The organism is Streptomyces boninensis (assembly GCF_048572725.1).
In the GTDB taxonomy this organism is placed as follows: domain Bacteria; phylum Actinomycetota; class Actinomycetes; order Streptomycetales; family Streptomycetaceae; genus Streptomyces; species Streptomyces boninensis.
In genome coordinates this window covers 5,469,316-5,495,094 of record NZ_CP183837.1, presented here as the reverse complement: position 1 = coordinate 5,495,094, position 25,779 = coordinate 5,469,316, and the positions used below count along the sequence as shown (strand labels likewise).

Sequence of the window (25,779 nt, the reverse complement as noted above, 5' to 3'; positions counted from 1 at the left end):
GGAATGCGTATCTGAACATTCGTCAGTCCCGATGGCCTCCCCTTGGCCTCCCCTGCGCCTCCCTGGCGCCCTGACGAGGGACCCGCCATCCCCCTCCCGAGAACATTTGACCAGTTCAGAGCGGTTTCGACGGCCAGACGGTGGAGCCTGACCGAACCAGCGACCAATGGATTCGGTTCACTGTCGCCTCGCTGGCGAAAAAGCGACGCCCTGACCCGAATATTCGCAGGTCAGGGCGTTCTGACGTGATGTCAGCGGTAGGCCGTGTGGGACTCGAACCCACAACCAACGGATTAAAAGTCCCCGCCGGATCGTCATCAGTGGGGATCCGTGGTACCAGGGAGTCCTGTCTGTCCAGGTCAGCGCGCTACTCGATGACGTGAAGTCCGCGTCGAGATGCCTCGTCCCAGCACGTCCGCTCACGCATCGCTCACGCACGACCTGCGCGCAGGCATGCGGTCTGGCCGTCACCACATAGCGGCAGACTGCGTTGCGTTTGATGCATGTTTCAGCCGGGATCCGGATAGAGGTCAGCGCCGGTTGACTGGCCGAGCGTGGCGCTGAGCCGCACTCCGCTGCTGGCTGCAGGGCCGGCCCTGATGCGGCACGGTGTCGGCGCTTGGCGAGTAGCGCGGACTGTCAGTCTTCCGAGGAGAACACCTCATGCAAGTTAAACTTCTCGATGAGCCAACTTCTAGGCACCTTCCTCCGGCGGTCAAGGTCAGCTCGCCGGTGCAGTGTGTCACCTGTGATGATGCGTGACATTGACTCGGCGAATCCGCGAACACGCCTAAATTTGTCTATCACGGCTTCGACTTCATCGTCCGGAAGGTGAAGAACCGCCATGCGCAGCTTATTATATATAAGCGCAGGCACATGGGTTGTGATCCCGCTGGATGTGAAGTTATGGCGTACGGTCACGCCTGGAATCACCATGCATCGTAGACCAAACGCCCAGGTGCGAAGTGAAATCTCTGCGTCTTCATCTCCCCAGGTTCCCAAGCCTGAATCAAATCCTCCGATATCCATGAAGGATGTCCGGCGCATCGCCATGAAGCCACCTGGCAGCAGCGGAACCTCGTAGGGTTTTCCATCGATTCGCTTTGGCAGCCACTCCCACCTAAGCGACGCATCCTTGGACTTCCAGGTTCCTCCATAGCCGCCGTGGAATTCGTCTTCGAGTCCCGCTATCCCCGGACTCACCACACCTACATCCGGGGCGGCCAGTATTCGCGACATCTCTGCAGCCCAACCTGGCGGGACGACTACGTGGGCGTCACTCCACACGACGATGTCTCCCGATGCCGCGGTGGTACCGAAGTTCTTGGCCTTCGCCACCCCAAGATGGCTGGGCGGCCGGAGCACAGTGACCCTATCCTGGGGGAGGTTGTTCGCGCTGCCATCGCTCGACTGATCGTCTACGACGATGATTTCAGCAAGGGAAACGTCTTTCCCAGGAGAGGTTTCGAGAAACCTCTCTATAGTATCGGCGAGTCGTTCGCCTTCATTTCGAGACGGTACGACAAGGCTCACAGTCGCGTCGGACATAATCACCTTCTAGTGGGTAGTGGCCGGTTCCGGAAGAGGGCGATTTAGCCTTCTGTTGACAGCGATGATGGTGCATAGCAGGAGAACTGCTGCCAGGGCGCTTGCGCCGTACGATATTGTCAGTGAAGAATCAGCTTGCATCGAGCGTTTCAGCCCGAGTGAATAGAGGCTTCCGCCGATGATCGGCCCCAGACTGCCGCCAACTGTTTCTGCCAACACCAGATTGGCGGACAGGCGTTCGGCGCTGCTGTCGGTGGCTGGCTCCATCGCGGTTGTCATGACCGTCGGGTAGGCGGCCCCCATGCCCAGCCCGGCCACTGCGCAACTCACAACAACGACAGTGACGCCGAGCGTTCCCGACCCCCGTGCTGCAAGGACAGCAATCAGGCCGCCGGTAGCCACGGTGAGCATGGCCGCGCCGACGGCTGCGACGAATGCGTCGGGTTTCTTCCATCGTTCAGTGAGCTTCGGCTGGGTCATGCTGGCAAGCGCCCAGCAGAGGGTTCCCACCGATAGGGCTAGCCCGGCCTGGGCGAGCCCGGAACCGATGGCGCGGGTGACCAGGAGGGACAGGGTGCCTTCGATGCTGAAATAGGTGAATGCCAGGAAGAGCATCGCCACGATGGAGGCTCGGGACGCGGCCGTAGTGTCCGCGGGCAGCAAACGAACGATGGCGAACCCGATTATGACGAGGCCGAGCCCGGCCGCTGCCAGGGCTGCGAGGGACGTGAAGCTCGTTCCCGTCAGGACTGCGAGCGTGCCGATCACGAGCATGCTGATCGCCTTGGCCGGGATCGGGGAACGCTTCACTGGTCGCGAGGTCATGGCAGCTGTCTGCCCGGCAATCAGCAGGCGCCCCAGGAGCAGGATCGGGATGAACATGAACAGGGTCCACCGCCAACCAAGGAGCGCGTTCACTGCGACCGCGTACGGCGGGCCGATGAATGCGGGCACGACCCACATGGATGCGATCAATCCGTAGACGCGGCTACGCAGATGACTGGGGACCGTGCTAGCCACGGCGCCGAGACTGAACACCGCGAGCGCCCCGGACGCCGCCCCCTGCAACAGGCGTCCGACCACAAACATCGGCAGTGTGGGAGCCGTGAGTGTCGCCAGGGCACCCACGCAGTAGATGACCAATGCGAGTGCGAGCATCCTGCGCCGGCCGATGCGCTCGGCCACCGCGGCGCTCAGGGGGATCATGACCAGGACCGACAGCGTGCCGGCACCTACAGCCCAGCCGAAGTAGTGCTCGCCGCCGAGGTCCTCCGTAATGCTCGGAAGCAGCGTGGCGACGGTGAGGCTGTGCATGGCGGCAGCCAACTCGAGGAACAGCAAACCGATGATCAATCGGCCGCGCTGTCCGGTGAACACCGCGCGCCAGCTAGCGTCGGACTTATCTGGGTTCTGGCTGGAGAGCTGCTGGTCCTCTGCGGTCACCGGTGGGTACCTCTTCCCGATCGTGGCTTGCGTGTAGATGGGTTCGCAGGAAGTCAGCGACCTCGCTCCGATGGGTTCGGCGGCTCGTCATGCGGTGCAGTTGGTGTCCGTCGTGGGGGAACCGGAGGTAGTCGGTCAGAACGCCTGTGTCGCGTAGTGCGTCGGCCAGCGCGTCCGCGTGTGAGCTTGCTCCGGTTTGACGGACACGGTGGCTGTGTCGGTCAGGCCGCGAGGGCGGCTTCGTATTCGGCGGGGCTGCGGTAGCCGAGGCTGCTGTGCAGACGGCGCGGGTTGTACCAGCCCTCGATGAAGTCGAAGATCGCTGAGTGGGCGACGGCGCGGCTGGGCCAGATCTGCGGGCCGCCGGCGCCCAGCTCGCGCTTGAGGGTAGCGAAGAACGACTCGGCCAGGGCATTGTCCCAGCACACCCCGGTCCGCCCGGTTGACAGCCGGATCCCGAAACCCTCTGCCACCTCGGCGAATTCACGACTGGTGTACTGGCAGCCGCGATCCGCATGAAAGATCAGCCCTCGCCCCGGGCGACGGCCGCGGCAGGCCGCCAGCAGCGCGTCGGTGACCAACGAGGTGCGCAAATGGTCGGCCGTTGCCCAGCCGACGACCTTCCGCGAGGCGATGTCGATCACGGTGGCCAGGTAGAGCCAGCCCTGATCGGTGGGGATGTAGGTGATGTCGCCGCACCAGCGGGCATCGAGCCGAGTCGCGGTGGCGAAGTCGCGCTGAACCAGGTCCGGTCGCCTTCTCGCGTGCGGGTCCTGGACCGTGGTGCGGACACGGCGTCCGCGGCACCGGCCCAAGAGCCCGGCCTGACGCATCAGCCGTGCCACGCGACGCCGGCCGCACCGCACGCCCTCTCGCCGCAGCGCGGCGTGGACGCGCGGGGAGCCGTAGGCGCCGCGGGAATGGGCATGCACCGCGGCGATCTGGTCGGCCAGCTCGTCGTCCTGCTGCCGGCGCGGGCAACGACTGCCCGCGCGGCGGGCGTAGAAGGCGGCACGCGAGACCTTCAGCAGTTCACACGCCCGCTTGACGCTGTGACCTGCCTGCTTCTCCGCCTCGATGAACGGATGCACCGTCACCGGGTCTCGTTCGCGAAGAAAGCCGTCGCCCGCTTGAGGACATCCACGTCCTGCCGCAACCGACGATTCTCCTGCCGCAACCGGGCCAGCTCCACCCGTTCATCGCTGGTCAGCCCCGGCTCCTCACCGCCATCGACCTTGGCCTGGCTGACCCACAAACGCACCGCGGTCTCGGTCAGATCGAAGTCCTTGGCCACCTGGCCGACCGAGCGGTCGCCTCGCCGGCACAGCTCGACGATCTCGGCCTTGAACTCCGGCGTGAACGAGCGCCTGGGACGCGGCTTCTTCTTCCCCATGCTCTCCATGGTGGACATCCTTCCGGGGCCGTGACCCCTGATCTCGGATGTCCGTCAAAGCGAATCAAGCCCACGTGAGCCACCGGCACACGAGAATCCATGGCCCCGTGGGCGAGCAGTACCGGAGCGGTGATGTCTGCTGCTCGATACAGCGGAGAGGTCTGCCGGAGCCGGTCCCGCTCGGTGTGGAGGTTGCCGATACGGGTGCGGTACTCGACCGCGTTGGCGCTGGCTGCATGAACTTCCAAGAAGGCTGGGAGGTCGCTGATGACGCTTGAGGCCACCACGCAGCTGACCAGTTCGGGACACTGCGCCGCCAACATGAGAGCGGCATAGCCACCGTAGGAGGATCCCATTACGCAGACCCGTGATGGGTGCAGCCAGCCCGCGTCAGAGCACTGGTGGAGGGTGTCGACGAGGTCGTCGTTCATGCGGCCTGCCCATTGGCGGTTGCCGGCATTGAGGAATGCCTTGCCGCGTCCGGTGGAGCCGCGGTAGTTCACTTGGATGCATGCGTATCCCAGGCTGGCCGGGTCTGCTGCACGAGTAGGTGACAGATGATCACGCCGCCATCGCGACGCGTTCCTTCATGATCAGTTCGTACTCGATGGGCGTCAACCGGCCCAGCGCGATCTGGCGCCGCCGACGGTGATAGGTGCGTTCGATCCAGGTGACGATCGCGATGCGGAGTTCCTCGCGGGAATCCCAGCTACGCCGGTTGAGGACGTTCTTCTGCAGGAGCGAGAAGAAGCTTTCCATCGCGGCATTGTCCCCGGCTCCACCGGCTTTCCCCATCGATCCTTTCATTCCGTGCCTGTCGAGTTCCTCCTTCAGCTTCTTGGAACGGAACTGGCCGCCGCGGTCGGAATGCAGGACGCATCCGGCGACGGATCCGGACCGGCGGGCCACGGCCTGTCGCAGGGCATCCACGGCCAGCGCGGATCTCCTGCGATGCGAGATCGAGTAACCGACATCCTGCGTGACCAGACGTCCTTGACCGCGCAGAGGTAAAGAACTCCCTCCCCGGTGCGGTGCTCGGTGATGTCGGCCAGCCACAGCGCATTCGCCCGTACGGCGCTGAAGTCCCGCCGCACCAGGTCATCGTGCGCCGGCGGACCGGGCCTGCCGGACTTGGCCTGCTTCTTCTTGCCGAACACGCTCCACCAGCCGTTGTCCCGGCACACCCGCCACACCGTCCGCTCCGCCGCCCGGTACCCGGCAGCACGGGCGGCATCGGCGAGGAACCGGTACCCGAACTCCGGGTCATCGATGTGCGCGTCGAACAACGCGTTCGCCAAATACGCCTATTCCAACTCAGAGCGCGTGACTGGGTTTTCCACCCACCGGTAATACGGCTGCCTGGCGAGCTTGAGGACCCCGCACGAGACCGCCACGGGAATCCCGTCAGCGGCCAGCTCGCTCACGAGCGGGTAGAGCCTTTTCCCGGAATCTGCGCCTGCGACAAATACGCCGCAGCCCGCCGCAGCACCTCGTTCTCCTGCTCCAGCAACTTGTTCCGCCGGCGCAACTCCTTCAGCTCCTCACGCTCGTCACCCAAGACCGAAGGACGCCTTCCCTCGTCCTTCTCCGCGGTCCGCAGCCACGTGTTCAGCGTGGCGGCATGGATCCCGAAATCTCTCGCGACCTGCTCGACGGAAACCCCCGGACCACGCTCACGCGCGACCCGGACGACATCGTCACGGAACTCCTTGGGGTACGGCTTCGGCACAGCAACATCCTTCCCAGCCCGCCCGAAGGCAAGCCACCTCGGATGTCACCCGACCGTGCAGCAGACCCCCTCTATTAACGGGGGCGCGCTGGAACTGGTCGCTAGTGGTAGCCGTCGAGTGGTCTGGACATGAATCACCGCCGGTGCGGCGCGGGCGTGAACCGCCAGACGATCATCTACAAGATGCGCGCGAACCGCCATGGACTTGTGACATTGAGCTGCCCCGAGTTTCATAGCGTCCGGACTTGATTGGTCAGGCGGACTGCTGGGTGGCTTCCTGACTTCGCCAGAAGGCGTCCTCGTACTCGGCGGGTGGCACGTAGTCGAGGGCGGAGTGGAGCCGTTCCTCGTTGTACCACGTCACCCAGCGAAAGATCGCCCGCTCGACCTGGTGGACGTCGTGCCAGGGGCCCTGCATCTCGATCAGCTCGGCCTTGAAGGTGCCGTTCAGCGCCTCCGCCATGGCGTTGTCGTAACTGTCCGCGACGGACCCGACGGATGCCGAGGCGCCGATGTCGGTGAGCCGGTCTGTGTATCGAATTGATACGTATTGCGACCCGCGGTCGCTGTGATGTATGAGACCGGAACCCGTCTTGATCCTCCGGCGCCACAGCGCCATTTCCAAGGCGTCCAGCGGCAGTTCGGTCCGCATGTGACCGGCGATCTGCCAGCCGACGATCATCCGCGAGTACACGTCGAGGACGAACGCGACATACGCCCAGCCGGACCAGGTCCGCACGTAGGTCATGTCCGCCACCCACAGCTGATCCGGCCGGTCCGCGGTGAAGTCGCGGTCGACCAGGTCCGGCGGCCGCGGCGCGGTCGGCTCGGGGATCGTGGTGCGGCGCCGCTGGCCGCGGATGACGCCTTCCAGGCCCAGCTCGCGCATCAGCCGCTCGACGGTGCAGCGGGCAGCTTCGACGCCCTTGCGCCGCAGCGCGCGGGTGATCCGGCGGGCCCCATAGGTGCCGCCGGACTCGGCGTGGATCTCCTCGATCATGGGCATGAGCTGTTCGTCGCGCAGCCGGCGGGCCGATTTCGGGCGCCGCTTGCGGGCGAAATAGGTCGAGACCGACAGGTCCAGCACCCGGCAGACGGGATCGACCCCGAGGCCGCGTTCCTTCAGGTGGTCGATCACCTGCTCGGCCTCGTCCGGGGACGGTCGATCTCCTGGGCAAAAAACACCGAAGCGGCCTTCAGGATCTCATTGGCCCGCTTCAACTCGGCGTTGTCCTTGCGGAGTTGTTTCAGCTCGTCGCGTTCGGCGCTGGTAAGCCGGTCATCGCGGTCGCCGCTGTCCGCCTCGGCCTGGCGGACCCACTGCCGCAGGGCTTCCTTGTGGATGCCGAGGTCTTTGGCGACATGGGCGACCGGGCGTCCGCTGGTGCGGACCTCGCGGACGGCACGCTCGCGGAGCTCGTCGGGGTACTTCCGTGGTGCTGGCACTTGCTCGTGTGTCTCCTTACGCCAAGATCATAGACCTGGCTTCAGGGACGCTACGAAACGGGGTGCAGCTCACATGACCTGTTGGACGGAACTCTTGGACGGAACTGTTGACCAAATCGTCGCGAGTCCGTCTGGTGGGGCGATGGTGTCGGCCACCACCTGTGTCCTCTTGAAGTGGTCGGAAGGCACCGTCTGACTTGCGCGCTCACATCGGAGTGCGGTGCGCACGGGAGCAGTTGGAGACAGAACGGTCCAGTCCCGGCGAGTGGTCATTCCATGCCGCGCGCATCTCGCACTACTGGGACCCGGTCCCAGTGGCAGGCCCACCACGACGCCGGACACCCCGCGCCCGGGGACAACAGCTAGGCGAACGATGTCCACCGCTGCCGCGACTGGGGCGTTCGCGTGCCGTGAACCGCGCATCCCATGAGCAAAAGTCATGGCTCGTGCACACCGCGGCCGGGAGGGCGTCCTGCAGGTGGCCAGCAAGGCAGCGGATTCCCGCGTTGCGCCGAGAACTGCCTCGGACTTCGCGACAAGCGTGGCCTCTTCGTACAGCTGCCGAACAGCAGCGCAGTCAGCGTGTGTGCTTGGCCACGGTGTATGCCACGGGGCCGGCGAGTTCCCGTCCGGGGTCGTCGGCCATGTCCAGGAGCTGGAATCCGGCTGTTGTGACGTAATGCTCCAGTTCGCGGGGGAACAGGACGCGGCGCCGGATGGTGTCGTGTGCCCGTTCGCCGGAGGGGAGGGTCCAGTCCCGGTGCATGGTGTTGATCTGCGTGCGTAGATCCCATTCGTGGCGGATGGTGACCTGTGCGGGGCCGTCCGCGGTCCGAACGGTGCTTTGGGAGGTCACGGTTTGCGTGATGGGCCATACCGGGGAGCAGAGCACGAGGACCGCACCGGTATTCGCGTGTGACGCGAACGTCTCAAACACGCGGCTGATGTCGTCGTTGTCGTGCACGTACGCCAGGGAATTGCCGAGGCAGGTGATGGCATCCATGCGCTCTCCGAGGCGGACGGTACGCATGTCTCCTTCGCGGATGTCCAGGCCAGGGCGCACGCGGTGGGCGTATTCGACCATCTGCGGCTGCAGGTCCACCCCCGTGGTGTCGTATCGCTTGGCGAGGGCTTCGATGTCGCGCGCGGTGCCGCAGCCGAAGTCCACGAGCGTGGTCGCGTCCGGGTGGTGGCGTTCGATCAGAGCCTGGCACGCCGCTGCGCTGCCGGTGTCCGCCTGCACTGCATCGTAGAGCGCGGGGTTGCGGTAGAAGAGGTTCGTCGCTTCCATGCGCGTGACTTCCGTGTCATGTCTGGTCAGGTGAGCGTCCGCAGTCCGACCTCAAGTGCGAGCACGTCGCACAGCAGATCCGGGACCACCGGTGCCGCCATTGCGTCCTCTTTGGCCTGGGCGAGCGCCTTCGGATCAACGTAGCCGAGATCCACCAGGAGCGACTCACGCAGCATGTCGTCGAGCACGGGCAGCCCGAACATGCGCAGGCCGGCCTCCATAACCATGAGGAAGTTCTCCGGCTCGGCCGGAGCAGCGACCGATTCCGGCAGCCCGGCTCGGCGCAGCCGCTGGCGGAACATCGCCTTTCCGCGCTTGTGCTCGTGCGGCAGCTGCTCCATGAATCGCACGATCCGGGGGTTCACGAGCGGGCTGACGGGCCAGATGCCGACGCGGAGGTATCCGGGGTTGTGCATGGCGAAGCCCATCAGGGTGGGTACCGGGAGTACGGGCATCGGTGCCAGCGCTGCGTCGACGTCGGGCAGGACGTCCACTGCGCGGCGGCCGAGCCACGGCACCTCCGGCGGCTCTGGTAGCCGGGCGTGGGTGCGGGAGTGGCAGCTGTTGATCTCGTCGCCACCGTTGCCGGTGAACACGACTGTGCACTCCCGTGCGGCGGCCTGGTCGCGCAGGACGTCGAACGCCTCCTGGTAGAACGCTCCGGCCGGGTCGTGCGGACGTCTTGCGGCACGGACGCCGCCGGGGACGAACGGCGGCTGCTGCAGGGCCGGGATGGCCGTGTCCGCGAAGCCGCAGTGCTCCGCGATCGCGATGCGCCGCTCGCGCTGTGCCGCACCGAGGTTCCCGCCCACGAGCAGGCCGAAGCTGTGCACGCGCGGGAAGCCGGCGGCTTTGACCGCCAGGGCGACGTTCGCCGAGTCGGCGCCGCCGGACAACTCCACGCCGACACGTCCTCTGACGGTGGGCACGTCCCGAACGACGTCGGTCAGCAGGGCGTCGAAGGCGTCCAGCGGATCGACGCCGGAGCGTAGGGCGCGCGGCTGCAGTACGTGCTCGGCCGGTTCGGGGTAGTGGACGGCGAGCCCGGCGTGGTCGAAGGAGGCTGTCGCGCGTTCGGTCAGCCGGTATACGCCTTCGAAGAGAGTGTCGGCGGTGTATCTGTGCTGCCGGGTCAGGGTCCGCGCAACCACACGGGGAACGAGGCGATCGGTGCGGAGGTACGGGTGCAGGTCGGCCAGGTCCCATGCCCCGTACAGAACCTCACCGGCCGCCACGAGGTAGACCGGGGCGGTCCCGAAGGTCCCCGCCGTGATCTGCACACCGTCCGGGGCCAGCGTGAGCGACACATGATCGGGCTTGTGCTCCTTGTTCTCGCGCACCAGCACATGCACGTACGGCGCTCCGGCGTCGTTGAACTCAGTGACGAGAGCCGGCATCGCGGCCGGTTTGATCCAGCTGGACCCTGTCGTCCACGTGCCGCCGAAGGCGGTCCACCGTGGATTGCGGAGGTCCGGTAAGTGGAGGCGCATGGAGATCACTTGGTTGTCCTTCTTCATGATGAGGCGGGGTGAGCCTGGCTCGGCCCACCCCGCCGCTGGTCATCGGTGGTGACCCTCAGGCGGTCGTCTGGCAGTGGTCGCCGTTGTTGTCGCCGCCGCCGGGCATCTTGTCCAGCAGCCCGGCTTCGAGGCTGGGCACGCCGGTGATCAGGTCGCCGTCGAACAGTTCATCAATGCTCATGGGGGGACTCCTCTTCGTTGTGGTGCGATGCCTCGCGACGGGCGCCGCGAAGTGAAACCCATCCGACCGCCTGCCGTGCTCACGCGACGGCCGTACGGGAGCTCATCGGTGGTAGTCCTGCCGTGGCGGAAGCACGGCCCCCTGCTGCAGGGCGCTGCGGCTGCTCGCGTTGGGGCGGCGGCGCTCCGGGGTGGTCTGGCGCATCGCGCGGATTTGGGCGTCGTACTCAGCGTGTGGCCCGAGGCCGACCTCGGCGCGGCGGGCATCGAGGTTGGTGGGGTCGGAGATGGGGTGTGGGGTGCCGTCGGCGCCGTATTGGGTGCCGTACAGCTGGGTCCGGTGGTCGGCGACGCGGCAGCGGTCGACGAGGTAGGCCCAGTGGCGCCGCGGCGCTTCACCGCACTGGACGGCCCCGGCGAGGAGGTCGCGGGCGCGCCGCTGGAAGCCGGGGTTGTCGTCCGCGTGCTGGGCAAGACACCAGGCAGCGTGCGCTCCCTGCTCGCCGACCAGGCTGCGACCGGGCCAGCCGTGCGCAGTGATAATGCGCTCCAGCGCCGCGGTGTTGGCGCGGTCGACTGTGCGCATCGCCTCCAGATCGGGCGCGACGTTGGTGCCGTCGGTGCGCAGGCCGCGGGCAGCCTGGTCGGCGGCCATGCGGCGTTGCAGCTCGTCGGCGATCTCGAGACGCTGGGGAGTTGGCTCGGCCATCTAGGGCTCCTGCGGAGGGTTCGAGGGCTGCTGACGCGCCACAGAGGCAGCGATGCGACGCAGGCCCGCGTCGATCTCGTTTGGTGTGGGGTCGGGTGCTGTCGCGAGCCGGGCGCGGTCGAGCTGGCGAATGAGCTCGCGCTGGGTGACATGGCGGCCCCACCACTGCTCGACGGTCCAGCAGGCCGCGGCGATGCGTTCACGCAGGCCGGGCAGCAGCAGCGCGGCGACGGGGACCGCTAGGGCGAGCCACTTAGCTACCGGGTGTGAGCTCATCCCGCCGACCCCTTCCGTACAAGGCGGCATCGTGCGCTTCCGTTGGGTGACGTGGTGCCGTTGATGCTGGACTGCGTGCCGGGGGTGGTCGCGGGGCGGTGCGTGAGGTCGAATTCGGCCCACACGACCTTGCCGGGGCCGCTGCGGGTCTGTACGTCCCATCGATCGGCGACGGTGTCGACGATCAGGAGGCCGCGGCCGGAGATGTCGTCTGGTTCGGGATCGCGAGGAGCAGGGACCCCGGGTTTCGTGTCGTGAACCTCGATCCGTAACGCGTCCGCGTCTACGGCCAGCCGGACGACGATGCTGCGATGGGCCGGCTCGTCCGGGGCGAGGGCGTTGGTGCAGAGCTCAGAGACGCACAGGCGCACGAGGTCGAGGTCGACGGCCGGCGTCCACTTCGCTAAGACGCGGTCGGTGAACGTTCGGGCCTGCTGGACCGCGGCTGCGGCGTTGGGGAAACGCCGTGCTCGCGTGCATGTCGTGATGCGCGCCGGAGTGAGGGCGGGTGCGTTGTCCGCTGCGTTCACCGCCACCTCCCGGGTACGGCCCAGCACGGGCGGGTGATGGTCCCGCGGTAGCGATAGGCAGTGCGGCTCATGCCTCACCCTCCCTGTGGAGTTGGGCGAGGTGTTGGACGATGGCCGCGCCGAGCTCGTCGTGCTGGGCGAACAGGTCGGGGACATTGATGGGGGCCGGTTTTGGCTGCTCATCCTGGGCCACGACCATGGGGGCAACTCCCGTTCAGCATTCCGGGGCGCCGTCGCCCCAGCGGGTACACCCATGGAAAGGGCCAAGCGGCCCGGCAGGCTACGTCTCCTATGCGGCAGTTATGCGGCACGTACGCGTCACCCGCTACTGTGGCCTGCATCAACGCCACACCTTCCGGGGGGCGGTCGATGCCCGACAGACGCGACCGGCTCGCGCGCCGCATCAAGGCGTGCGGATACAGTCATGAAGACTTGGCCGACTTACTCCACGTCGACCGCGCCTCCGTCAGCCGATGGGTACGCGGCATTGCCGCCCCGCAGGCTTTCCTGTGGCCCAAGCTGGCCTCAAAGCTCAAGGTCACCCCCGGTGAGCTGGAACAACTCCTCCAACCCGATCCGCCCCGAACCAAGCAGCCCCAGGGAGTTCAGGGGGGTGACTCAGACGACGTGATACGACGCAATTTCCTTCAGGTGATGGCTGTCACTGCGACGGCCGCCGCTTTACCAGCTACCCCGGCCGCCCATGCATTGCCCGCTGGGGACGCAGACGGCTACCGGCCGATGAACGACGAGCTGTGGAAGATCCACGACCTGGCCGCATCGAAACGATCCGTTTATCCCCTCGTCCACGACCAGGCCGTACAGCTGGCGACGGCCTTGCGCACCGCTACCACCGAGAAGCAACGCGTCCAGCTGTGTGGGCAGGCCGGCAACCTCTACCAGCTCGCCGGGGAAATCCTCTTCGACAGCACCCGCTATACCGATGCGGCCCACTGCTACACACTCGCTGCCACCGCAGCGAGGGAAGCCAAGAGCCCGGACTTGTGGGCCTGCGCACTGACGCGTCACGCCTACATCGGCCTGTACGGCGACCAACGGCACGCCGAGACGGTGCCCCTGCTCAGCCTCGCCGAACAGGTCGCCCGCCGCGGCGACACCCAGCTCTCTACCCGATATTGGGTTTCCGCGGTAAAGGCCGAGGCATACGCGGGCATAGGTGATCTCGACAACTGCCGCCGTGCCCTCGATGAGGCCGAGGAAGTCCACGCCCTTAACGGAGCTGTCCACAACGGTGGATGGCTGCGCTTCGACGGCTCACGCCTGGACGAGGAACGAGGCACCTGCTACGCGCAACTTGGCCGCCCAGATCTCGCCGAGACCGCGCTCAACCATGCCCTCGACACTGCACGCTCACCGCGGCGTCACGGCTCCATCCACACCGACCTCGCCCTGCTGGGCACCCAACGCCGCGACATCGACCAGATCACCACCCACGCCCGCCAGGCCATCGAGATCACCGTGCGCAGCGCCTCGGGCTACGTGGCCCGTAGGCTGCATAGCCTGCAACCGAAACTCGCTCCGTTCCTGGCCGATCACCGCATCCGCGAGATCAACGACCAGATCACGGAGCTCACAGCAGCATCGACCGGGAGGACACCGACTTGAGCAGCGACGAGCACGGCCGCATCTTCCGCGAAGCCTGGATCGCCGGCGTCACCAAGCACTACCCGGGCGAGCCCAAGCCCAGCTACATCACCCCGTGGGAAGACACCCCCGATTGGGAGCGCGCTGCGGCTGCTGCCGTCTGTACCCAGGTCTCCGACTTCATCAAGATTTCCGGCGGCACTACTGCCAAGCTGACAAGGGAGCAGCGCGGCCGGTTCGTCGCGATCTGCTGGATTGCCCAGATCTACAAGCACATCCCGGGTCCCAAGCCGGCCTACGTCGCCGACTGGGACAAGCTGCCGCCGTGGCAGCAGGAGACCGACTCCGACATCTTCGACGCCATCGAGGACCAGCAGACCTGACAGGCCGCGTACCTGTGCACAACGCCCTCTTGCGATCCACAGGACCGACGAGCTAATAGCCGTGAGCGCCCGGACCTCACCCTGTGGACAACCCTCGGTTCAACACACGCCGCCCCGCTCACCGGAATGCAGCCGGTAAGCGGGGCGGCGACCACACTGCTGGCCCGCATCTGGGTAGCCACCCCCGCGGCCGACGCGCACATGTGTTGGCCCGGGGGTGGTGAGGTCATGCGCGGTTGATGAGGCGGGTGGTCAGGTCTCGGGCTTCTGGTGTGAGGCCGTCGAGGACTTCGCGGGTGTAGTCGCTGTCGGGGCCGGTGGCGAGGTCGTCGATGGCGGCCCAGTTGGCGGCGATCTGTTCCAGCGCCTGGCGAGTGCGCTTGACGGCCTCCTGGCGCTGTTCGTACTGGGTGGTGGCCTCGCTCAGGGTGAGGCGTTCCTCCTGAACCGCCGCGGCGAGGTCGGGGGCGTGCCGGCGGAGGCGTTCGAATTGGGCGAGGAGGGCTTCGGCGTGGGCCTTGCGTTGGCGGGCTTCTTCGTAAGCGGGGTCCAGGCCCAGGGTGCCGAGGCGGGCTCGTTCGGCGAGGTCGGGGGCGTGGGTGAGGACGACATTGGCGACGGATAGGCGGCTGCGGCTGAGCTTGTGGAGCTTGGCATCAGCACGGAGCGAGTGTCCCGATCCTGAACGCTTCTCCCACTGACGGATCATGGCGTGGATCATCGCGCGCTGGCCTGTGCTGAGCTGGCGGCGGTGAACGTTGAGGCTGCCGATGAGGCCGGCGGGGTCATCTCCCTTATAGGTAGTGAAGGTCGGCTCGACGCCGGCCATCTCGCACGCGGTGAGGCGGTTGCGGCCGTCGATCAGGACGCCGTCGCGGTCGAGGACGATCGGCTTGTCCAGGCCCTCGGCCTTGATGGACTCGGCCAGGTCGTGGAGCTCGTCCTCGGGGAGCATCGAGAGCTGGGCGGCAAGGGGGTGGATCTTCAAGAAGGTCTCTCCTTGGGCGGGGTTCAGCGGTGGCGCCTCGGCTCAGGGACGGTCGGGGCGTTCAGCGGCGTGGCGGCCGCGGTTGGGTGCGTCGTGGCGGGCCTCCTGGGGGTGGTTGTGGTGGTGCGGGTGGCGGCTTGGGTGCGTTTGCTGGGGGTGTGGTGGATGCGCCAGAGCAGCGTTTCGGCGGGCCAGCTAGCGGTGTCGAGTTCGCGCTGGCCAGCGACTTCGGTGATGACCACGTACGGCTGATGGCCGGCGGTCTGCGCCTTTGCCAGGACGGTGGCCAATGCGGGCCAGGCCGGATCGGTCAGGATGCGCTCGGCGTGCTCGGGTACCGCGGCCCGGACAGCGTCGGCGAGCCGCTGCTGGACGGTCGTGCTGGGGGCGCGCCGGGCCAGCTCCCGAAGACGGGGCTGGGCGAGCTGCCGGTAGGCCGGTTGAAGGTGGGCCAAAGCAGCCTCGGCGGCTGCGGCTTGTTGCTCGTGGCGCCGTGCGGTGTACCAGTGGCGGGCGGCGATGGTGACCTGGATCAGGCTGCCGAGAAGCCCGATGACGCCGTCGGTGTCGTAGGTAGCCGCGTGCAGCAGCTGGCGGGCGGAGTCGCGAAGCGCCGCGGCGTGCTGGTGGTCGGCGTGGATGCGGGAGCGGGTGGCGCGCTCGAACGCCTTCGCCGCGGCCCGCATCTGCGCGCGGTGCTCGTCGGGCACCCACCCGTGCGCGATGTCGAGGACCGCGCCGAGCGCTGCGATCTGCCCCTGCGCGGCCTCCGCCTCCGGCCCGCCACTGGTGTTGGTGTTGTCGGTGAGGTCGGCGTGCGCCTGGCGCAGTGCGGTTTCGGCCTGGCGCAGCGGGCTGGGTGTCCCGAGATTGAATGCGGGCTGCTCGTCGGGGGCGGGCTTGGCGGCGAGGGCTTTACGGATCTTGGGCAGGGACAGGTCGGGGGCGAGGCGGGAGCCGCCGTAGAAGATGGGTTCGCCTGCGGCGTTTGTGTCGTCGGCCTCGGGTTTGAGGGCGACGGCGTAGCCCATGACGTCGCCGGTCTCCGGTGCGGTCTTGAGCTTGACCTGGATGCCCAGCGAGCCAAGGACGGAGAAGAACTCGGCCTCGTCCCGGGCGACGGCCACCACGGTGCGGACGTACTCGCGCAGTTCCTCGCGCGCCACCTGCTCCGCTCCGCGGCGTTCGGCCTTCGCCCGCTCCGCCGACTTCGGTGTCGGGGCGGCGGTGTCATCGCCGGACTTCAGCCTCCGCAGCCCGAAGTCGTATTCGATCTTTCGGCATTCGGCCTGAGCCCGTTTGCCATCGCCGTGCCGACGGGCACGGCGGCCGTCGGGCAGGACGGTGGTGGCGACGATGTGGATGTGGTTGTCGTCGTGGCGAACCGCGATCCACCGGCAGCCGGTGCCATCGCCCTTGGGGTCGATGCCGGTGGCCTGGACCACGCGGCGGGCGACCTCGGCCCATTCGTCGTCGGTGAGGTAGCGGTCCTCCGGCGCGGTACGGACCGGGCAGTGCCACACATGCTGCGCAGGCATCTTCCCGCCCATCCGGCGGGCGCGCTGCAGCACATGCATATCCAGGCGCTGGGCAAGCTGGGTGAGGGTAGCGTCGTCGTCACGACCGGGGTCGGGGGCGCCGGCGGTGTCCCAGGCGGCCACGATGTGCGGATCGGTGTGCTCGTCGCGGCGGCCGGGTCCGTAGAGGTAGGCGAGCAGACCACGGGTGTGGCCGCCGGTGGAGATATCAGGCACCACGCCGCTCACCACCCACCGCGCCGCCGGGCTGCGTAGCGCCGACCTCGTCCATCACCTGGTACGCCCGGTGCCGTAGGGCGCTGATCGTGGTGAGGACGTCGGCGGCCCGCTCGGGTATCTCGCCGGTGTGGGCGGCGATGGTGAGCTGGTTGAGGTTGTTGCCGATGCGGCGCAGCTGCTCGGTCAGTCCCTCGAGCCGGTCGAGGGTGGCCTGCTGCGGGAAGAGCACGGCGATGGGGTTGAGGCCGGCGCGGGCGTAGGCCACGGCGGAGTACCCGACGAACCCGGCAGGGGTCAGGCTGTGCCGCCCGGCGGCGGCCTCGACGTCCACGTGCTCGTCGGCGGCGAACCGGGCGGTGATCCGCATGTCACGGACCTGGCCGGTACGGTGCCGGTTCAGCCGGGCGGGCAACGGCGGCAGCTCAGGGTCGCGGAAGGCAGGGGTCGGGTCGGACTGCTCGGCGCGCTCACTGGCGGCGGCATCGTCGCTCGCGTCGCGGCGCGGTGGTGTGAGCTTGTCCCCCGGGATGTGGCCGTCCTCGGCTGCATCCTGCAGGCCGGTCGCCCCCAGCGAGTCGGCCTCCCCCGCCACTCCCGGGGCGGGGGCAAGCCCGGTCGAACCTCCGAAAGGAGGTCGAACGGTACAGCTTGCTCCGCCTGGGTCACCAGGGGCTGACGGAGTCTGGCGGGCTGGTGGTGAGGAGGGGGCGTTGGACGCGTTCACGTCGATGTTGTCACGGGCGGTTTCGGGCTGAGGCATAGGTGGCTCCTGATGCTGCTGGCGCTGGGGGCCGGTGTGCTGACGTCGTGACGGAGGCTTCGTTGGGCCTGGTGGTATCCCGAGAGGGTGACGCCTCGCGTGTCCCGAAAAGGAGCACCGAGCCTCCGCCGGCCAGCGCGCTCAGATTCTGAGGATCCGGGCGCTCAGATTCTGAGCAGGCCGACTGCTCAGTTTCTGAGCGCGGGCCGGGGCGTCCGCACCGCCAGCCCACGCGTTTCGGTGAGGTCAGCCGGAGGTGTGCGGAAGTCAGCTGACGGGGTGGGCGGAAGGGGTGTCAGCCTCGGCGCGGAGGATCTTCATGATCTCGGTGAGGCGTTCACCGCCGAGCGGAAGGTCGTGGGCTCGGATGGCGGTTTCGACGACCGATCGGGAGAGCTTGCCCGCTTCTTCGACGGCGGTGCGGGCGATGTCCAGGAGCTGTTCGAGGTCGGCGCCGGGTGGGCGGCCTGTGCGGCGCTGTCGTGCCTGACCAGAGGCCGGTTGGTGAGGCTGGGCCGGGTGGTCGACGTCGGCTGGCGTCGGGGCTTCTGCAGTTCCGATCGGCTCGTTCAGGGAAGTCGTGCGGCTGATGAGAACTGGTGGGTTTGGGCGCGCGATGGCGGTGGGCTCACCGGAAGGCTTCGCGGCGGGGACGGTGGTTCCGGTCGGGTCAGCGCTCCCCTGTGCGGATGGGGTGTTGGTGTGGCTGTGGCGGCCGATGAGGATGTACAGGTGGACGGCTCCGGCCAGGGCGAGCGGGGCGACGGTGGAGAGCAGGGCGACCGGGAGGTCGCCGAGCTGCAGGCTGCCGTTCCGGGCAGGCAGGTGGTTCAGGCGTACGGCATGCAGGGCGTTGGCCCAGATGCTGGTGCCGGTAGCGATGAAGACCAGGGCCCAGACGTAGGCGCGGGAGCCTTTGGGCCCGGTGCGCAGGATGATCAGGGCGGCGACGCCGATGCCGATGAAGCCGTCGATCACCAGGGGGAACAGGTAGGACAACAGCCCGCGGATGTGGACGGCGACGGCCATCTGGCGCAGGGCGTCGTAGGACAGCACGAAGCCGATGGCGGCCAGGGTCGCGACGCTGATCCGCAGCGCAAGGTTGCCGCGTTCGCTCGGGCCGGATGCCGACTGGGGTGGGGCGGCGGTCAAGCTGGGTCTCTCCCTTGAGGTTGATGGCGTGAATGCCGTCTTGGGCGTCTTGGCCGTTGCAAGCGCAGGTCAGGCTGGTCACGGCAGTGGGCGCACACTCCCGTCTCGGTGCATGGAGGTGCGTGCCGCTGGCTGGCCCCGAGCGCCGGGTGGGACGGATGCGGTGGGGCATTCCGTCCCACTCCGGAGCCCGGTGAGCTGCGGCGATACGGCAAGGACGCATGGGACGTCACAAGACGGATCTGGGCGGCGTCTTGAGGTCGGCTACACGTCTGAGGCGATCGCGCTGCCGTCTTGGGCGTGGTTGCCGTCTCGGCCGTCTGTCCTCTGACCTGCAGGATCACGGCAGGGACGGCAGGGACGGCAACCGGGGATGGGGCAAGCGAGCTCAGCCAGTGCCGGTGGCGGGCGCTCCGTCCACTGATTGGACGGTGGGGCAGTAGCGGCGCCAGGCGTCGAGGAACTTGGCTCTCGTGTAGCCCTTGCGCTGAGTCCCATCCGCCATACGCACGTTGCTCGACTTGATGCCGAACTCGCGCAGCATCGCTCCGAGGTCACGGGCAGACAGCCCGCCGCGTCCCCACTCCGCCCACGGGCTTTCCGGGTCCTGGCGCAGGTGGTGCAGGAGGTCCTCGGTGCTGAGACTGTCGATCTCGCGCTGGGCGACGAAGACACGGCGGATGTCGGCCAGGATCCGTGCGCCGCTTACGTGGTCGTCCTCGGCGGCTGCCTCTGCCGCCACCATGCGGGCACACGCCGTACGGGTCAGGCGTGGCCAGGCGCCTCCCGCGAGGTCGGCGACGATCACCAAGGGCTCCCAGGTATCCGCCGCGCGGTCCTCGACCGGCATGGCCGGTTCCGCGTTCGCCGCCTCATCGATCAGCGGTAGCACCCAGGCCGCGATGCGGTCGCGCAGTTCCTGCAGCGCGGGGGCGTCGCGGCGGTAGCGGAAGGGCTTGACCTTCTCACCCTCCGCCCGGCGGCGCATACGGATCACGACCGCCCGGTCCATGATCGTGTCCGGCAGGTCACCGATCCCGGCCAGGGCGGCCATGGCGAAGGTGGCGAACTTACGCGGCGTGTGGTCATTGCCCACCACTCGCGTCACGTACCGGTTGCGCTGATGACCGGCGTTGAGCAGGCCGCGCACCTCCTCGTTGCGCTCGGCCTGCTTGACCGTCCCGAAGATCGTGTCGACCTCGTCCACGATCAGCGTCGGCGGGCTGTCCCCGTCGATGGAGCGGAACAGCGCCGCAGGCGTGGTGTTGATCGTCAGCATCGGGTCGTGCACCGTCTCGATCAGCACGTCCAGCAGCCGCGACTTCCCGCACCGCTTCGCCGGCCCCACCACCGCCAGCCGGGGCGCGTGCTGCCACGCCGGCTGCAGATGGGTGGCCACCGCCCACAGCGTCACCGCGTCCAGCGCCTCGGGCGAGGGCAGGATCACGAACCGGGAGATGGCCTCCCGCAGTTCGTCCAGCAGCCGCGAGCCCTCCGTCGGCTCAGGATCCGGCTCGGGCTCGGGTTCCGGATCGGGCTTGGGCGTCGGCTCCCCGACATCTTCGACGCCCGCCTTGGCCGCATGCCGGGCCTCCTCGGGCTGGGGCTCGGTCTCAGTTTCCGCGCCGGGTTTACGGAAGCCGAGCTGGCCGGGGATGGCGACCGGCGGCCAGTTCACCTGCGCAGGTGCGCGTTCGGGCTCGGGTGTTGCACTATGCACTGGGCAGCTCCTTCGCTGTCGGCCATCGGCTTGCAGGCCGTGGCCGCCGGGATCGGTTACATGAGGCGATTGACGGGCGTTGCCAGGGCCTCCGGCGTTGCAGCGCCGGGGGCTCGTTTGCGTCTCGCCGCGAGCGGGCCGCGGCGAGGGAACACGGACAGTACGACCACGTCGGGGCACAGTCCAGCGATTCTGTGTCAGCTCCGCGCAGAAATCTGCCGCTAGAGTCACTGCCGTCATGCGGCCAGGCCGAGCAGGTCGAGCAGGTCGGCGGTCACCACCCGGTAGGCGTTGCCGAGCCGCAGCACCTTGCACGGGTACTGGCCGCGCTTGGCCAGCTCATACCCCTTACTCCGCCCCATCCCCAATGCCCGGTTACAGGTCTCCAGGTCAATGGACACCGGCAGGGCAAGCAGCTCCTCGCGGCTCATGCCCTTCACCCGGCCATCGGGCTCGCTGTCGCGCTTATCGCGCATGCACGCTCCATCCATGTCTACAGCCCTCGGCGAACGCGCGGCCGCGTCCGTCTCCAGGCGAGCTGCAAACAATTGTGGAGAAGTTATTGTGTCGCTATGACACAACACGATCGTGATGCTGGATACGAAGACGAGGACGACGTCCCGGAGTGGGCAGACCAGGTGATGCTCACCCTGGCCGCCGAGGTCCGCAGACGCAGGAAGGAGAAGCGCTTGAGCGCGCAGGAGCTGGCCGACAAGTGCGAGGAGATCGGGCACCCGATCCCCCGCAACGTCATCGCCAACATGGAATCCGGCCGACGCGCCAACCTGCCCCTGGTCGACGTCATGGTCCTGGCCAAGGCCCTGAACACGCCCCCTATCTGCCTGATCTACCCAGTCGGCTACGTCGAGGACGTCCAGCGCCTGCCGTTCGAGGACACCACCTCGGCGCTGAACGCCCTGAACTGGTTCACCGGCGAAGACGACGACCTCGGCGCGGAAGACGACATGCTGCGCTACTACCGCGCCCACGAGCACGCCGAGACGGCAATCCGTGAAGCACGGCAAGACGAGGACTACGCGCGCTGGCAAGCCAAGATGGCGAACAACGCCGAGCGCAAAGCCGAAGCCCTCGCCACTCAGGCCCGCGCCACACGGCGCATCAAGGCAGCCAAGCGCGACCTGCGCAGCGCCCGAGCCTTCATCCAAAGCGAAGGCGGCACGCTGCCCTTCCTGTGGCCCGACCTCGCCTCCGAGATCGCCCCGGACCAAGCAGTCAACTACCCCGCAGAGGAGACTGATTTTTGAAGGGTTCCACCTATCGCCGGTGCTACTGCCGCGACGCCGATACCGGCAAGCCGCTCGGCAAGCTGTGCCCGAAGCTGTCCAGCCGCAAGCACGGCTCGTACTCCGTCCGCCAGGAGCTGCCGCTCCGCGAGGACGGCACTCGCCGCGCTTTCAACCGCGCCGGCTACAGCTCCCTGAAGGAGGCGCAGGCCGATCTCGACCAAGTCCGCGCGCTCCTCGGCATCGTGGATGACGATGACACCGAGGACGCCGCCCGCGTCGCGGACCTCCTGGAGCGCATCGCCGACGAGAAGTCGCCGCTGCCCGACGTCGAGGAGACCCGACGGCGGCTGCGGACAGGCGTCGACCTCACCGGTCGAATCACCGTCGGTGAGTGGCTCGACCAATGGCTCGCCTCGAAGAAGACGCGGCGGACGACTACCAGGGGGTACGCCTCGCACATACGCGTCCACCTGAAGCCTCGCATCGGCCACATCCGGCTCGACCGCCTCAACGTGGGCCACCTCGTGGAGATGTTCGACGCGATAGCCGACGAGAACGAGGCCATCGCCGCCGAAAACGAAGCTCGACGTCTGCAGGTCTCCCGCTGCAAGCCCGGCAAGCCGGGCCGCCCCACCGACAATGAGCGCGCACGCCTGAACGCTGAGCGGGCCAAGCTCGCGGAGATGCCGCCGCTCCGGAAGTTCACCGGTGCCGCCACCCGCCAGAGCATCCGCCGCACCCTACGCGCCGCGCTCAATGCCGCCATCGCCCAGCAGCACATCACCTTCAACCCAGCTGCCCATGTCGAGCTCGCCTCCGGCAAGCGGCCGAAGCCGTTGCTGTGGACCGACGAGCGAGTCAAGCGCTGGCGGGCCACCGGCGAGATGCCCTCCCCCGTCATGGTGTGGACGCCGCAGCAGTTCGGCGTCTTCCTGGACGCCGCCGAGGGGGATCGCCTCTACCCCTACTTCCACCTCGTCGGCACCCGCGGCCTTCGCCGCGGCGAGGGTGTCGGCCAAGAGTGGGTCGACACAGATCTGGACGCCGGGCTCATCACGCCGGCCAAGGAGATCGTGACCGACGGCTGGGATCCGTACGAGTCCGAGCCCAAGACCGACGGCAGCGCCAGCACCATCGCCCTCGACAGCCTCAACGTCGCCGTGCTCCGCGAGCACCGTGCCCGCCAGGAAGAGGAGCGGCTCGCCTGGGGCACCGCATGGGTCGACTCCGGCAAGGTGTTCACCCGCGAAGACGGGAGCCCGCTGCACCCCTCGGCCGTCTCCGACGCCTTCCGCCGGATCCTCGCCACGACCGACCTGCCGCCCATCACCCTGCGCGACCTCCGTCACGTCGCCGCGACGCTCACGCACGGCGCCGGCGGCGACCTCCACACGATCAAGGAGACCCTGCGGCACTCCACGATCACGCTGACCTCGGATACGTACACGAGCCTGCTCCCCGAGGTCGACAAAGCCGCCGCCGAAGGCGCCGCAAAGTTGGTGCCTCGTGCTCGTTCCGCCTCCCCCGGCACACCTGATGCCGGGACGTCCGCTCACGCATCGCTCACGCAGAGGGCCGAAAACGAAGCAGCGCCCCAGCCGGAAGATCCGGACCGAGACGCTGCCTAGCAGGTCAGAGGGGGTGCCCCTCTCCCGCTCGCGGTAGGCCGTGTGGGACTCGAACCCACAACCAACGGATTAAAAGTCCGCTGCTCTGCCAATTGAGCTAACGGCCCGCGCCCGGCCAGCATAGCCCGCGCGCGGGCCGGGGCCCGAGCCGGTTTCGCCTGGCGGGTCAGTCGGACACCTCCGGCTGGGCGGACGCCGCGGCCATGCGGGCGCGGGTGCGGGCGTGGTCCGGGTTCAGGAACCAGTGGCGGGCCGAGGCGAGCCACCAGGTGCCGGCGAAGCCGAGGACGACGAGGACCGCGACCGGGGCGTAGTTGAAGTCTCTGACCGTGACCGGGGAGACCTGCGGGAGCATGAAGAGGACCGTGATCAATGCCACCCAGGTCACCGCGATCACGCCGATCGGGCGGCTCCAGCGGCCCAGGTGCCAGGGGCCGCGCTCGAAGGCGTCGCCCTGGCGGAGGCGGAGGAAGGTCGGGATCACGTACGCGATGTACAGGCCGATCACCGCGATCGAGGTCACGGCGGCGTAGGCCGTGACGTTGATCAGGTACGGGAGGCCCAGCACCAGCGCGCCCAGCGCCGCCAGCCACACCGCGTTCGTGGGGGTACGAGTCCGCGGGTTCACCCGGTGCCAGACGCCCGAGAACGGCAGCGCGCCGTCCCGCGAGAACGCGTAGATCATCCGGCTGTTCGCCGTCACCGAGGCCATGCCGCAGAAGAGCTGGGCGCCGATGATGACCAGGAGCATGGCCTTGCCGGCCGTCGCCCCCAGGGCGTCGAGCAGGATCTGCGCCGGCGGGGCGCCCGTCGCCGAGCCGACCGCCTTGTCGTACGACTGGATCGCGTACGTGAAGCCCAGCAGCAGGACGAAGCCCGCGATCCAGGACGTCCAGATCGAGCGCACGATCCCGCGCGGACCCGCCACCGAGGCGTCGGCCGTCTCCTCCGTCATGTGCGCCGATGCGTCGTAGCCCGTGAAGGTGTACTGCGCCATCAGCAGGCCGATCAGCACCACGTACATGCTGGAGCTGAAGCCCGTGTTGTTCACGAACTCCGTGAAGACGAAGGATGTCGACTGGTGGCTGTCCGGCGCGAAGGTCAGCGCGCCGACGATCACCAGGACGCCGACGACGTGCCACCACACGCTGATGCTGTTCAGCAGCCCGATGATGCGTACGCCGAAGGTGTTCAGCGCGCCGTGCAGGATCAGGATCGCGGCGAAGAGCAGGATCACCCGCTCCTCGGTGACCTTGAAGTCCCACTGCAGGTTCAGATACGCGCCCAGGAACGACGCCGCGCCGAAGTCGATGCCCGCCGTCACCGCCACCTGGCCGAGGACGTTGAACCACCCCGTGAACCATGCCCACGCCGCGGCCGTCTTCGGCGGCGCCAGCTTGCGCGCCCAGAAGTACAGCCCGGCCGAGGTGGGGTACGCGGAGCAGACCTCCGCCATCGCCAGGCCGACGAACAGCGTCATCAGCCCCACCCCGACCCAGCCCCAGGTGATCAACGCGGGGCCGCCCGTATTCATGCCGAAGAGGTACATGGTCATGCAGCCGGACAGGACCGAGATGATCGTGAACGAGACCGCGTAGTTGCCGAAGGCGGACATGCGGCGGGCCAGCGTCTGGGTGTAGCCGAGCTGGCGGAGTCGTTCTTCGTCAGAGACCTGAGATGGCCGAACTTCATCGGTTGTCATGCACCCAGCGATGCCCAGCAGCACCGCCAGGCATGCCTTCCCCTCTTATTCCGGGCCCGGCCTGGGCGCCGGGCACTCCGGCTCCAGCTCCTCGATGGCGTGGAAGGCGTCATGCAGATTGCGTACGAGCAGCTGCCGCACCCGCTCCCGGGGCACCTCGTCCCCCAGCGGCAGCCAGTCGAGCGTCACGCCCTCGACCGCGTACAGCCAGCCGGTGAGCGCGAGGCGCGCGGTCGGCGGGATCTCCCCGGACGTACGCCCCCAGGCTCCTATCGCCAGCGCGTCGAGGATCTGGCCGCGGACGCGGTCGCGGATCGCTATCACTTCGGTGTCGTGGCCGACGCCGCCCGTGATCATGGTGCGGTAGGCGGCCTGGTTCTGCTGCGCGTAGCGCAGATAGCCGTCGAGCGTGCGCAGCACCCGCTCGGCGCGGGGGACGTCCTCGCCGCCGGTGGCGCGGGAGAGCAGGTCGCCGACCGCGTCCTCGATCACCGCGAGGTAATAGCCGCGCTTGTTGGTGAAGTAGTAGTAGACGAGCCCCTTGGCGACGCCGGCCCTGCGGGCGATGTCGTCCATGGACAGGGCGTCGTACGAGGTGTCGGCGAAAAGGGTGCGGCCGAGGGCGATCAGCTCGGCGCGGCGGGCGCGGGAGCGGCCCGTGGCGCCGGTGGCGGAGCGCTGCACACGTTGTTGACTATTATTCAAAGTCGGCCCTAGTCTCCTGGTACCGGCAAACTCGCTGCTGTTTGACCGCAGTATGGCAGAGCTTGCA

The 25,779-nt window shown here is 67.8% G+C and carries 23 protein-coding genes, 1 tRNA gene and 2 pseudogenes; 4 read left to right on the top strand and 22 right to left on the bottom strand.

All coding sequences use genetic code 11. The annotated features are described in order from the left end of the window. Nucleotides 1–639: 639 nt before the first annotated feature. From ACNNMR_RS25135 to ACNNMR_RS25075, 13 genes and pseudogenes are all read right to left on the bottom strand, one after another. Nucleotides 640–1,548: a glycosyltransferase family 2 protein gene (locus ACNNMR_RS25135; protein ID WP_419996941.1), complete on the bottom strand. Its 909-nt coding sequence runs from the start codon at nt 1,546–1,548 to the stop codon at nt 640–642. 9 nt (nt 1,549–1,557) lie between these two features. Further along, nucleotides 1,558–2,991, bottom strand: a complete 1,434-nt coding sequence (locus tag ACNNMR_RS25130) for an MFS transporter (RefSeq protein ID WP_419996940.1) — start codon at nt 2,989–2,991, stop codon at nt 1,558–1,560. Between the two features lie 221 nt (nt 2,992–3,212). Continuing rightward, entirely contained in the window at nt 3,213–4,088 is an 876-nt protein-coding gene (locus ACNNMR_RS25125) for an IS3 family transposase (protein ID WP_419992669.1), read from the bottom strand. Next, nucleotides 4,085–4,384 carry a transposase gene (locus ACNNMR_RS25120; protein ID WP_419992670.1) on the bottom strand — a complete coding sequence of 100 codons (300 nt, stop codon included), beginning with the start codon at nt 4,382–4,384 and terminating at the stop codon, nt 4,085–4,087. Before ACNNMR_RS25120 ends, ACNNMR_RS25125 begins: the two co-directional genes overlap by 4 nt. 86 nt (nt 4,385–4,470) lie before the next feature. Beyond that, nucleotides 4,471–4,908, bottom strand: a pseudogene (locus ACNNMR_RS25115) (alpha/beta hydrolase family protein); the annotation flags it as partial. 37 nt (nt 4,909–4,945) lie between these two features. Next, nucleotides 4,946–6,113 (bottom strand): annotated as a pseudogene (locus ACNNMR_RS25110) (IS3 family transposase). Nucleotides 6,114–6,366: 253 nt separating this feature from the next. Continuing rightward, nucleotides 6,367–7,559 (bottom strand): IS3 family transposase gene (locus ACNNMR_RS25105; RefSeq protein ID WP_419993208.1). Its coding sequence is split into 2 segments (ribosomal slippage): nt 6,367–7,295 and nt 7,295–7,559, totalling 1,194 coding nucleotides; the frame shifts between segments, so codons are not numbered across the junction. Nucleotides 7,560–8,136: 577 nt separating this feature from the next. Next, on the bottom strand, nt 8,137–8,850 hold the full coding sequence (locus tag ACNNMR_RS25100) for a class I SAM-dependent methyltransferase (protein ID WP_419996939.1): 714 nt from the start codon (nt 8,848–8,850) through the stop codon (nt 8,137–8,139). 26 nt (nt 8,851–8,876) lie between these two features. Continuing rightward, complete coding sequence (locus ACNNMR_RS25095; RefSeq protein WP_419996938.1) at nt 8,877–10,367, bottom strand: asparagine synthase-related protein; 1,491 nt, start codon at nt 10,365–10,367, stop codon at nt 8,877–8,879. Between the two features lie 58 nt (nt 10,368–10,425). Continuing rightward, entirely contained in the window at nt 10,426–10,551 is a 126-nt protein-coding gene (locus tag ACNNMR_RS25090) for a hypothetical protein (protein WP_419996937.1), read from the bottom strand. Nucleotides 10,552–10,653: 102 nt separating this feature from the next. After that, entirely contained in the window at nt 10,654–11,259 is a 606-nt protein-coding gene (locus tag ACNNMR_RS25085; protein ID WP_419996936.1) for a DUF6624 domain-containing protein, read from the bottom strand. Continuing rightward, entirely contained in the window at nt 11,260–11,535 is a 276-nt protein-coding gene (locus tag ACNNMR_RS25080; protein ID WP_419996935.1) for a hypothetical protein, read from the bottom strand. It lies immediately after the preceding gene. Next, a complete protein-coding gene (locus tag ACNNMR_RS25075) occupies nt 11,532–12,065 on the bottom strand; it encodes an ATP-binding protein (protein WP_419996934.1) in 534 nt (177 codons plus the stop codon). The genes ACNNMR_RS25080 and ACNNMR_RS25075 overlap by 4 nt, the downstream gene beginning before the upstream one ends. Nucleotides 12,066–12,434: 369 nt before the next feature. Here ACNNMR_RS25075 and ACNNMR_RS25070 point away from each other — a divergent pair, with 369 nt between their 5' ends. Both ACNNMR_RS25070 and ACNNMR_RS25065 read left to right on the top strand, forming a co-directional pair. Further along, nucleotides 12,435–13,691, top strand: a complete 1,257-nt coding sequence (locus tag ACNNMR_RS25070; protein WP_419996933.1) for a helix-turn-helix domain-containing protein — start codon at nt 12,435–12,437, stop codon at nt 13,689–13,691. Next, nucleotides 13,688–14,053, top strand: coding sequence for a hypothetical protein (locus tag ACNNMR_RS25065; protein ID WP_419996932.1), 366 nt, complete (start codon nt 13,688–13,690; stop codon nt 14,051–14,053). The genes ACNNMR_RS25070 and ACNNMR_RS25065 overlap by 4 nt, the downstream gene beginning before the upstream one ends. Nucleotides 14,054–14,279: 226 nt before the next feature. On the opposite strand, the gene ACNNMR_RS25060 is transcribed toward ACNNMR_RS25065, so the two are convergent. The 6 genes from ACNNMR_RS25060 to ACNNMR_RS25035 all read right to left on the bottom strand — a co-directional run bounded on the left by ACNNMR_RS25060 (nt 14,280) and on the right by ACNNMR_RS25035 (nt 20,906). After that, nucleotides 14,280–15,041, bottom strand: coding sequence for a ParB N-terminal domain-containing protein (locus ACNNMR_RS25060; protein ID WP_419996931.1), 762 nt, complete (start codon nt 15,039–15,041; stop codon nt 14,280–14,282). A gap of 23 nt (nt 15,042–15,064) precedes the next feature. Then, nucleotides 15,065–16,798 carry a relaxase/mobilization nuclease domain-containing protein gene (locus tag ACNNMR_RS25055; RefSeq protein ID WP_419996930.1) on the bottom strand — a complete coding sequence of 578 codons (1,734 nt, stop codon included), beginning with the start codon at nt 16,796–16,798 and terminating at the stop codon, nt 15,065–15,067. Beyond that, nucleotides 16,788–17,390 carry a MobC family plasmid mobilization relaxosome protein gene (locus tag ACNNMR_RS25050; protein ID WP_419996929.1) on the bottom strand — a complete coding sequence of 201 codons (603 nt, stop codon included), beginning with the start codon at nt 17,388–17,390 and terminating at the stop codon, nt 16,788–16,790. The genes ACNNMR_RS25055 and ACNNMR_RS25050 overlap by 11 nt, the downstream gene beginning before the upstream one ends. 435 nt (nt 17,391–17,825) lie before the next feature. Further along, nucleotides 17,826–18,710 carry a DUF2637 domain-containing protein gene (locus ACNNMR_RS25045; protein WP_419996928.1) on the bottom strand — a complete coding sequence of 295 codons (885 nt, stop codon included), beginning with the start codon at nt 18,708–18,710 and terminating at the stop codon, nt 17,826–17,828. A 388-nt stretch (nt 18,711–19,098) separates the two neighbouring features. Next, entirely contained in the window at nt 19,099–20,193 is a 1,095-nt protein-coding gene (locus ACNNMR_RS25040; RefSeq protein ID WP_420000459.1) for a DUF3631 domain-containing protein, read from the bottom strand. Nucleotides 20,194–20,666: 473 nt separating this feature from the next. Beyond that, complete coding sequence (locus tag ACNNMR_RS25035) at nt 20,667–20,906, bottom strand: hypothetical protein (RefSeq protein ID WP_419996927.1); 240 nt, start codon at nt 20,904–20,906, stop codon at nt 20,667–20,669. Nucleotides 20,907–21,002: 96 nt separating this feature from the next. On the opposite strand from ACNNMR_RS25035, the gene ACNNMR_RS25030 reads away from it, so the two are divergent. Beyond that, the gene (locus tag ACNNMR_RS25030; protein ID WP_419996926.1) at nt 21,003–21,695 is read left to right on the top strand and encodes a helix-turn-helix domain-containing protein; all 693 of its coding nucleotides are present in this window, start codon (nt 21,003–21,005) and stop codon (nt 21,693–21,695) included. Then, nucleotides 21,692–23,305, top strand: coding sequence for a site-specific integrase (locus ACNNMR_RS25025; RefSeq protein WP_419996925.1), 1,614 nt, complete (start codon nt 21,692–21,694; stop codon nt 23,303–23,305). Before ACNNMR_RS25030 ends, ACNNMR_RS25025 begins: the two co-directional genes overlap by 4 nt. Nucleotides 23,306–23,339: 34 nt before the next feature. On the opposite strand, the gene ACNNMR_RS25020 is transcribed toward ACNNMR_RS25025, so the two are convergent. The 3 genes from ACNNMR_RS25020 to ACNNMR_RS25010 all read right to left on the bottom strand — a co-directional run bounded on the left by ACNNMR_RS25020 (nt 23,340) and on the right by ACNNMR_RS25010 (nt 25,712). Then, a tRNA-Lys gene (locus tag ACNNMR_RS25020) sits at nt 23,340–23,412 on the bottom strand. A 59-nt stretch (nt 23,413–23,471) separates the two neighbouring features. Continuing rightward, complete coding sequence (locus ACNNMR_RS25015) at nt 23,472–25,007, bottom strand: amino acid permease (RefSeq protein ID WP_419996924.1); 1,536 nt, start codon at nt 25,005–25,007, stop codon at nt 23,472–23,474. A gap of 45 nt (nt 25,008–25,052) precedes the next feature. Further along, nucleotides 25,053–25,712, bottom strand: a complete 660-nt coding sequence (locus ACNNMR_RS25010; RefSeq protein ID WP_419996923.1) for a TetR/AcrR family transcriptional regulator — start codon at nt 25,710–25,712, stop codon at nt 25,053–25,055. Nucleotides 25,713–25,779: the final 67 nt, after the last annotated feature.

What these genes read in the sequence shown, in the direction of transcription:
- ACNNMR_RS25135 (WP_419996941.1), bottom strand. Translation starts at nt 1,548, where the DNA reads ATGTCCGACGCGACTGTGAGCCTTGTCGTACCGTCTCGAAATGAAGGC.
- ACNNMR_RS25120 (WP_419992670.1), bottom strand. Translation starts at nt 4,384, where the DNA reads ATGGGGAAGAAGAAGCCGCGTCCCAGGCGCTCGTTCACGCCGGAGTTC.
- ACNNMR_RS25100 (WP_419996939.1), bottom strand. Translation starts at nt 8,850, where the DNA reads ATGGAAGCGACGAACCTCTTCTACCGCAACCCCGCGCTCTACGATGCA.
- ACNNMR_RS25095 (WP_419996938.1), bottom strand. Translation starts at nt 10,367, where the DNA reads ATGAAGAAGGACAACCAAGTGATCTCCATGCGCCTCCACTTACCGGAC.
- ACNNMR_RS25090 (WP_419996937.1), bottom strand. Translation starts at nt 10,551, where the DNA reads ATGAGCATTGATGAACTGTTCGACGGCGACCTGATCACCGGCGTGCCC.
- ACNNMR_RS25085 (WP_419996936.1), bottom strand. Translation starts at nt 11,259, where the DNA reads ATGGCCGAGCCAACTCCCCAGCGTCTCGAGATCGCCGACGAGCTGCAA.
- ACNNMR_RS25080 (WP_419996935.1), bottom strand. Translation starts at nt 11,535, where the DNA reads ATGAGCTCACACCCGGTAGCTAAGTGGCTCGCCCTAGCGGTCCCCGTC.
- ACNNMR_RS25070 (WP_419996933.1), top strand. Translation starts at nt 12,435, where the DNA reads ATGCCCGACAGACGCGACCGGCTCGCGCGCCGCATCAAGGCGTGCGGA.
- ACNNMR_RS25035 (WP_419996927.1), bottom strand. Translation starts at nt 20,906, where the DNA reads ATGCGCGATAAGCGCGACAGCGAGCCCGATGGCCGGGTGAAGGGCATG.
- ACNNMR_RS25030 (WP_419996926.1), top strand. Translation starts at nt 21,003, where the DNA reads ATGACACAACACGATCGTGATGCTGGATACGAAGACGAGGACGACGTC.
- ACNNMR_RS25015 (WP_419996924.1), bottom strand. Translation starts at nt 25,007, where the DNA reads ATGACAACCGATGAAGTTCGGCCATCTCAGGTCTCTGACGAAGAACGA.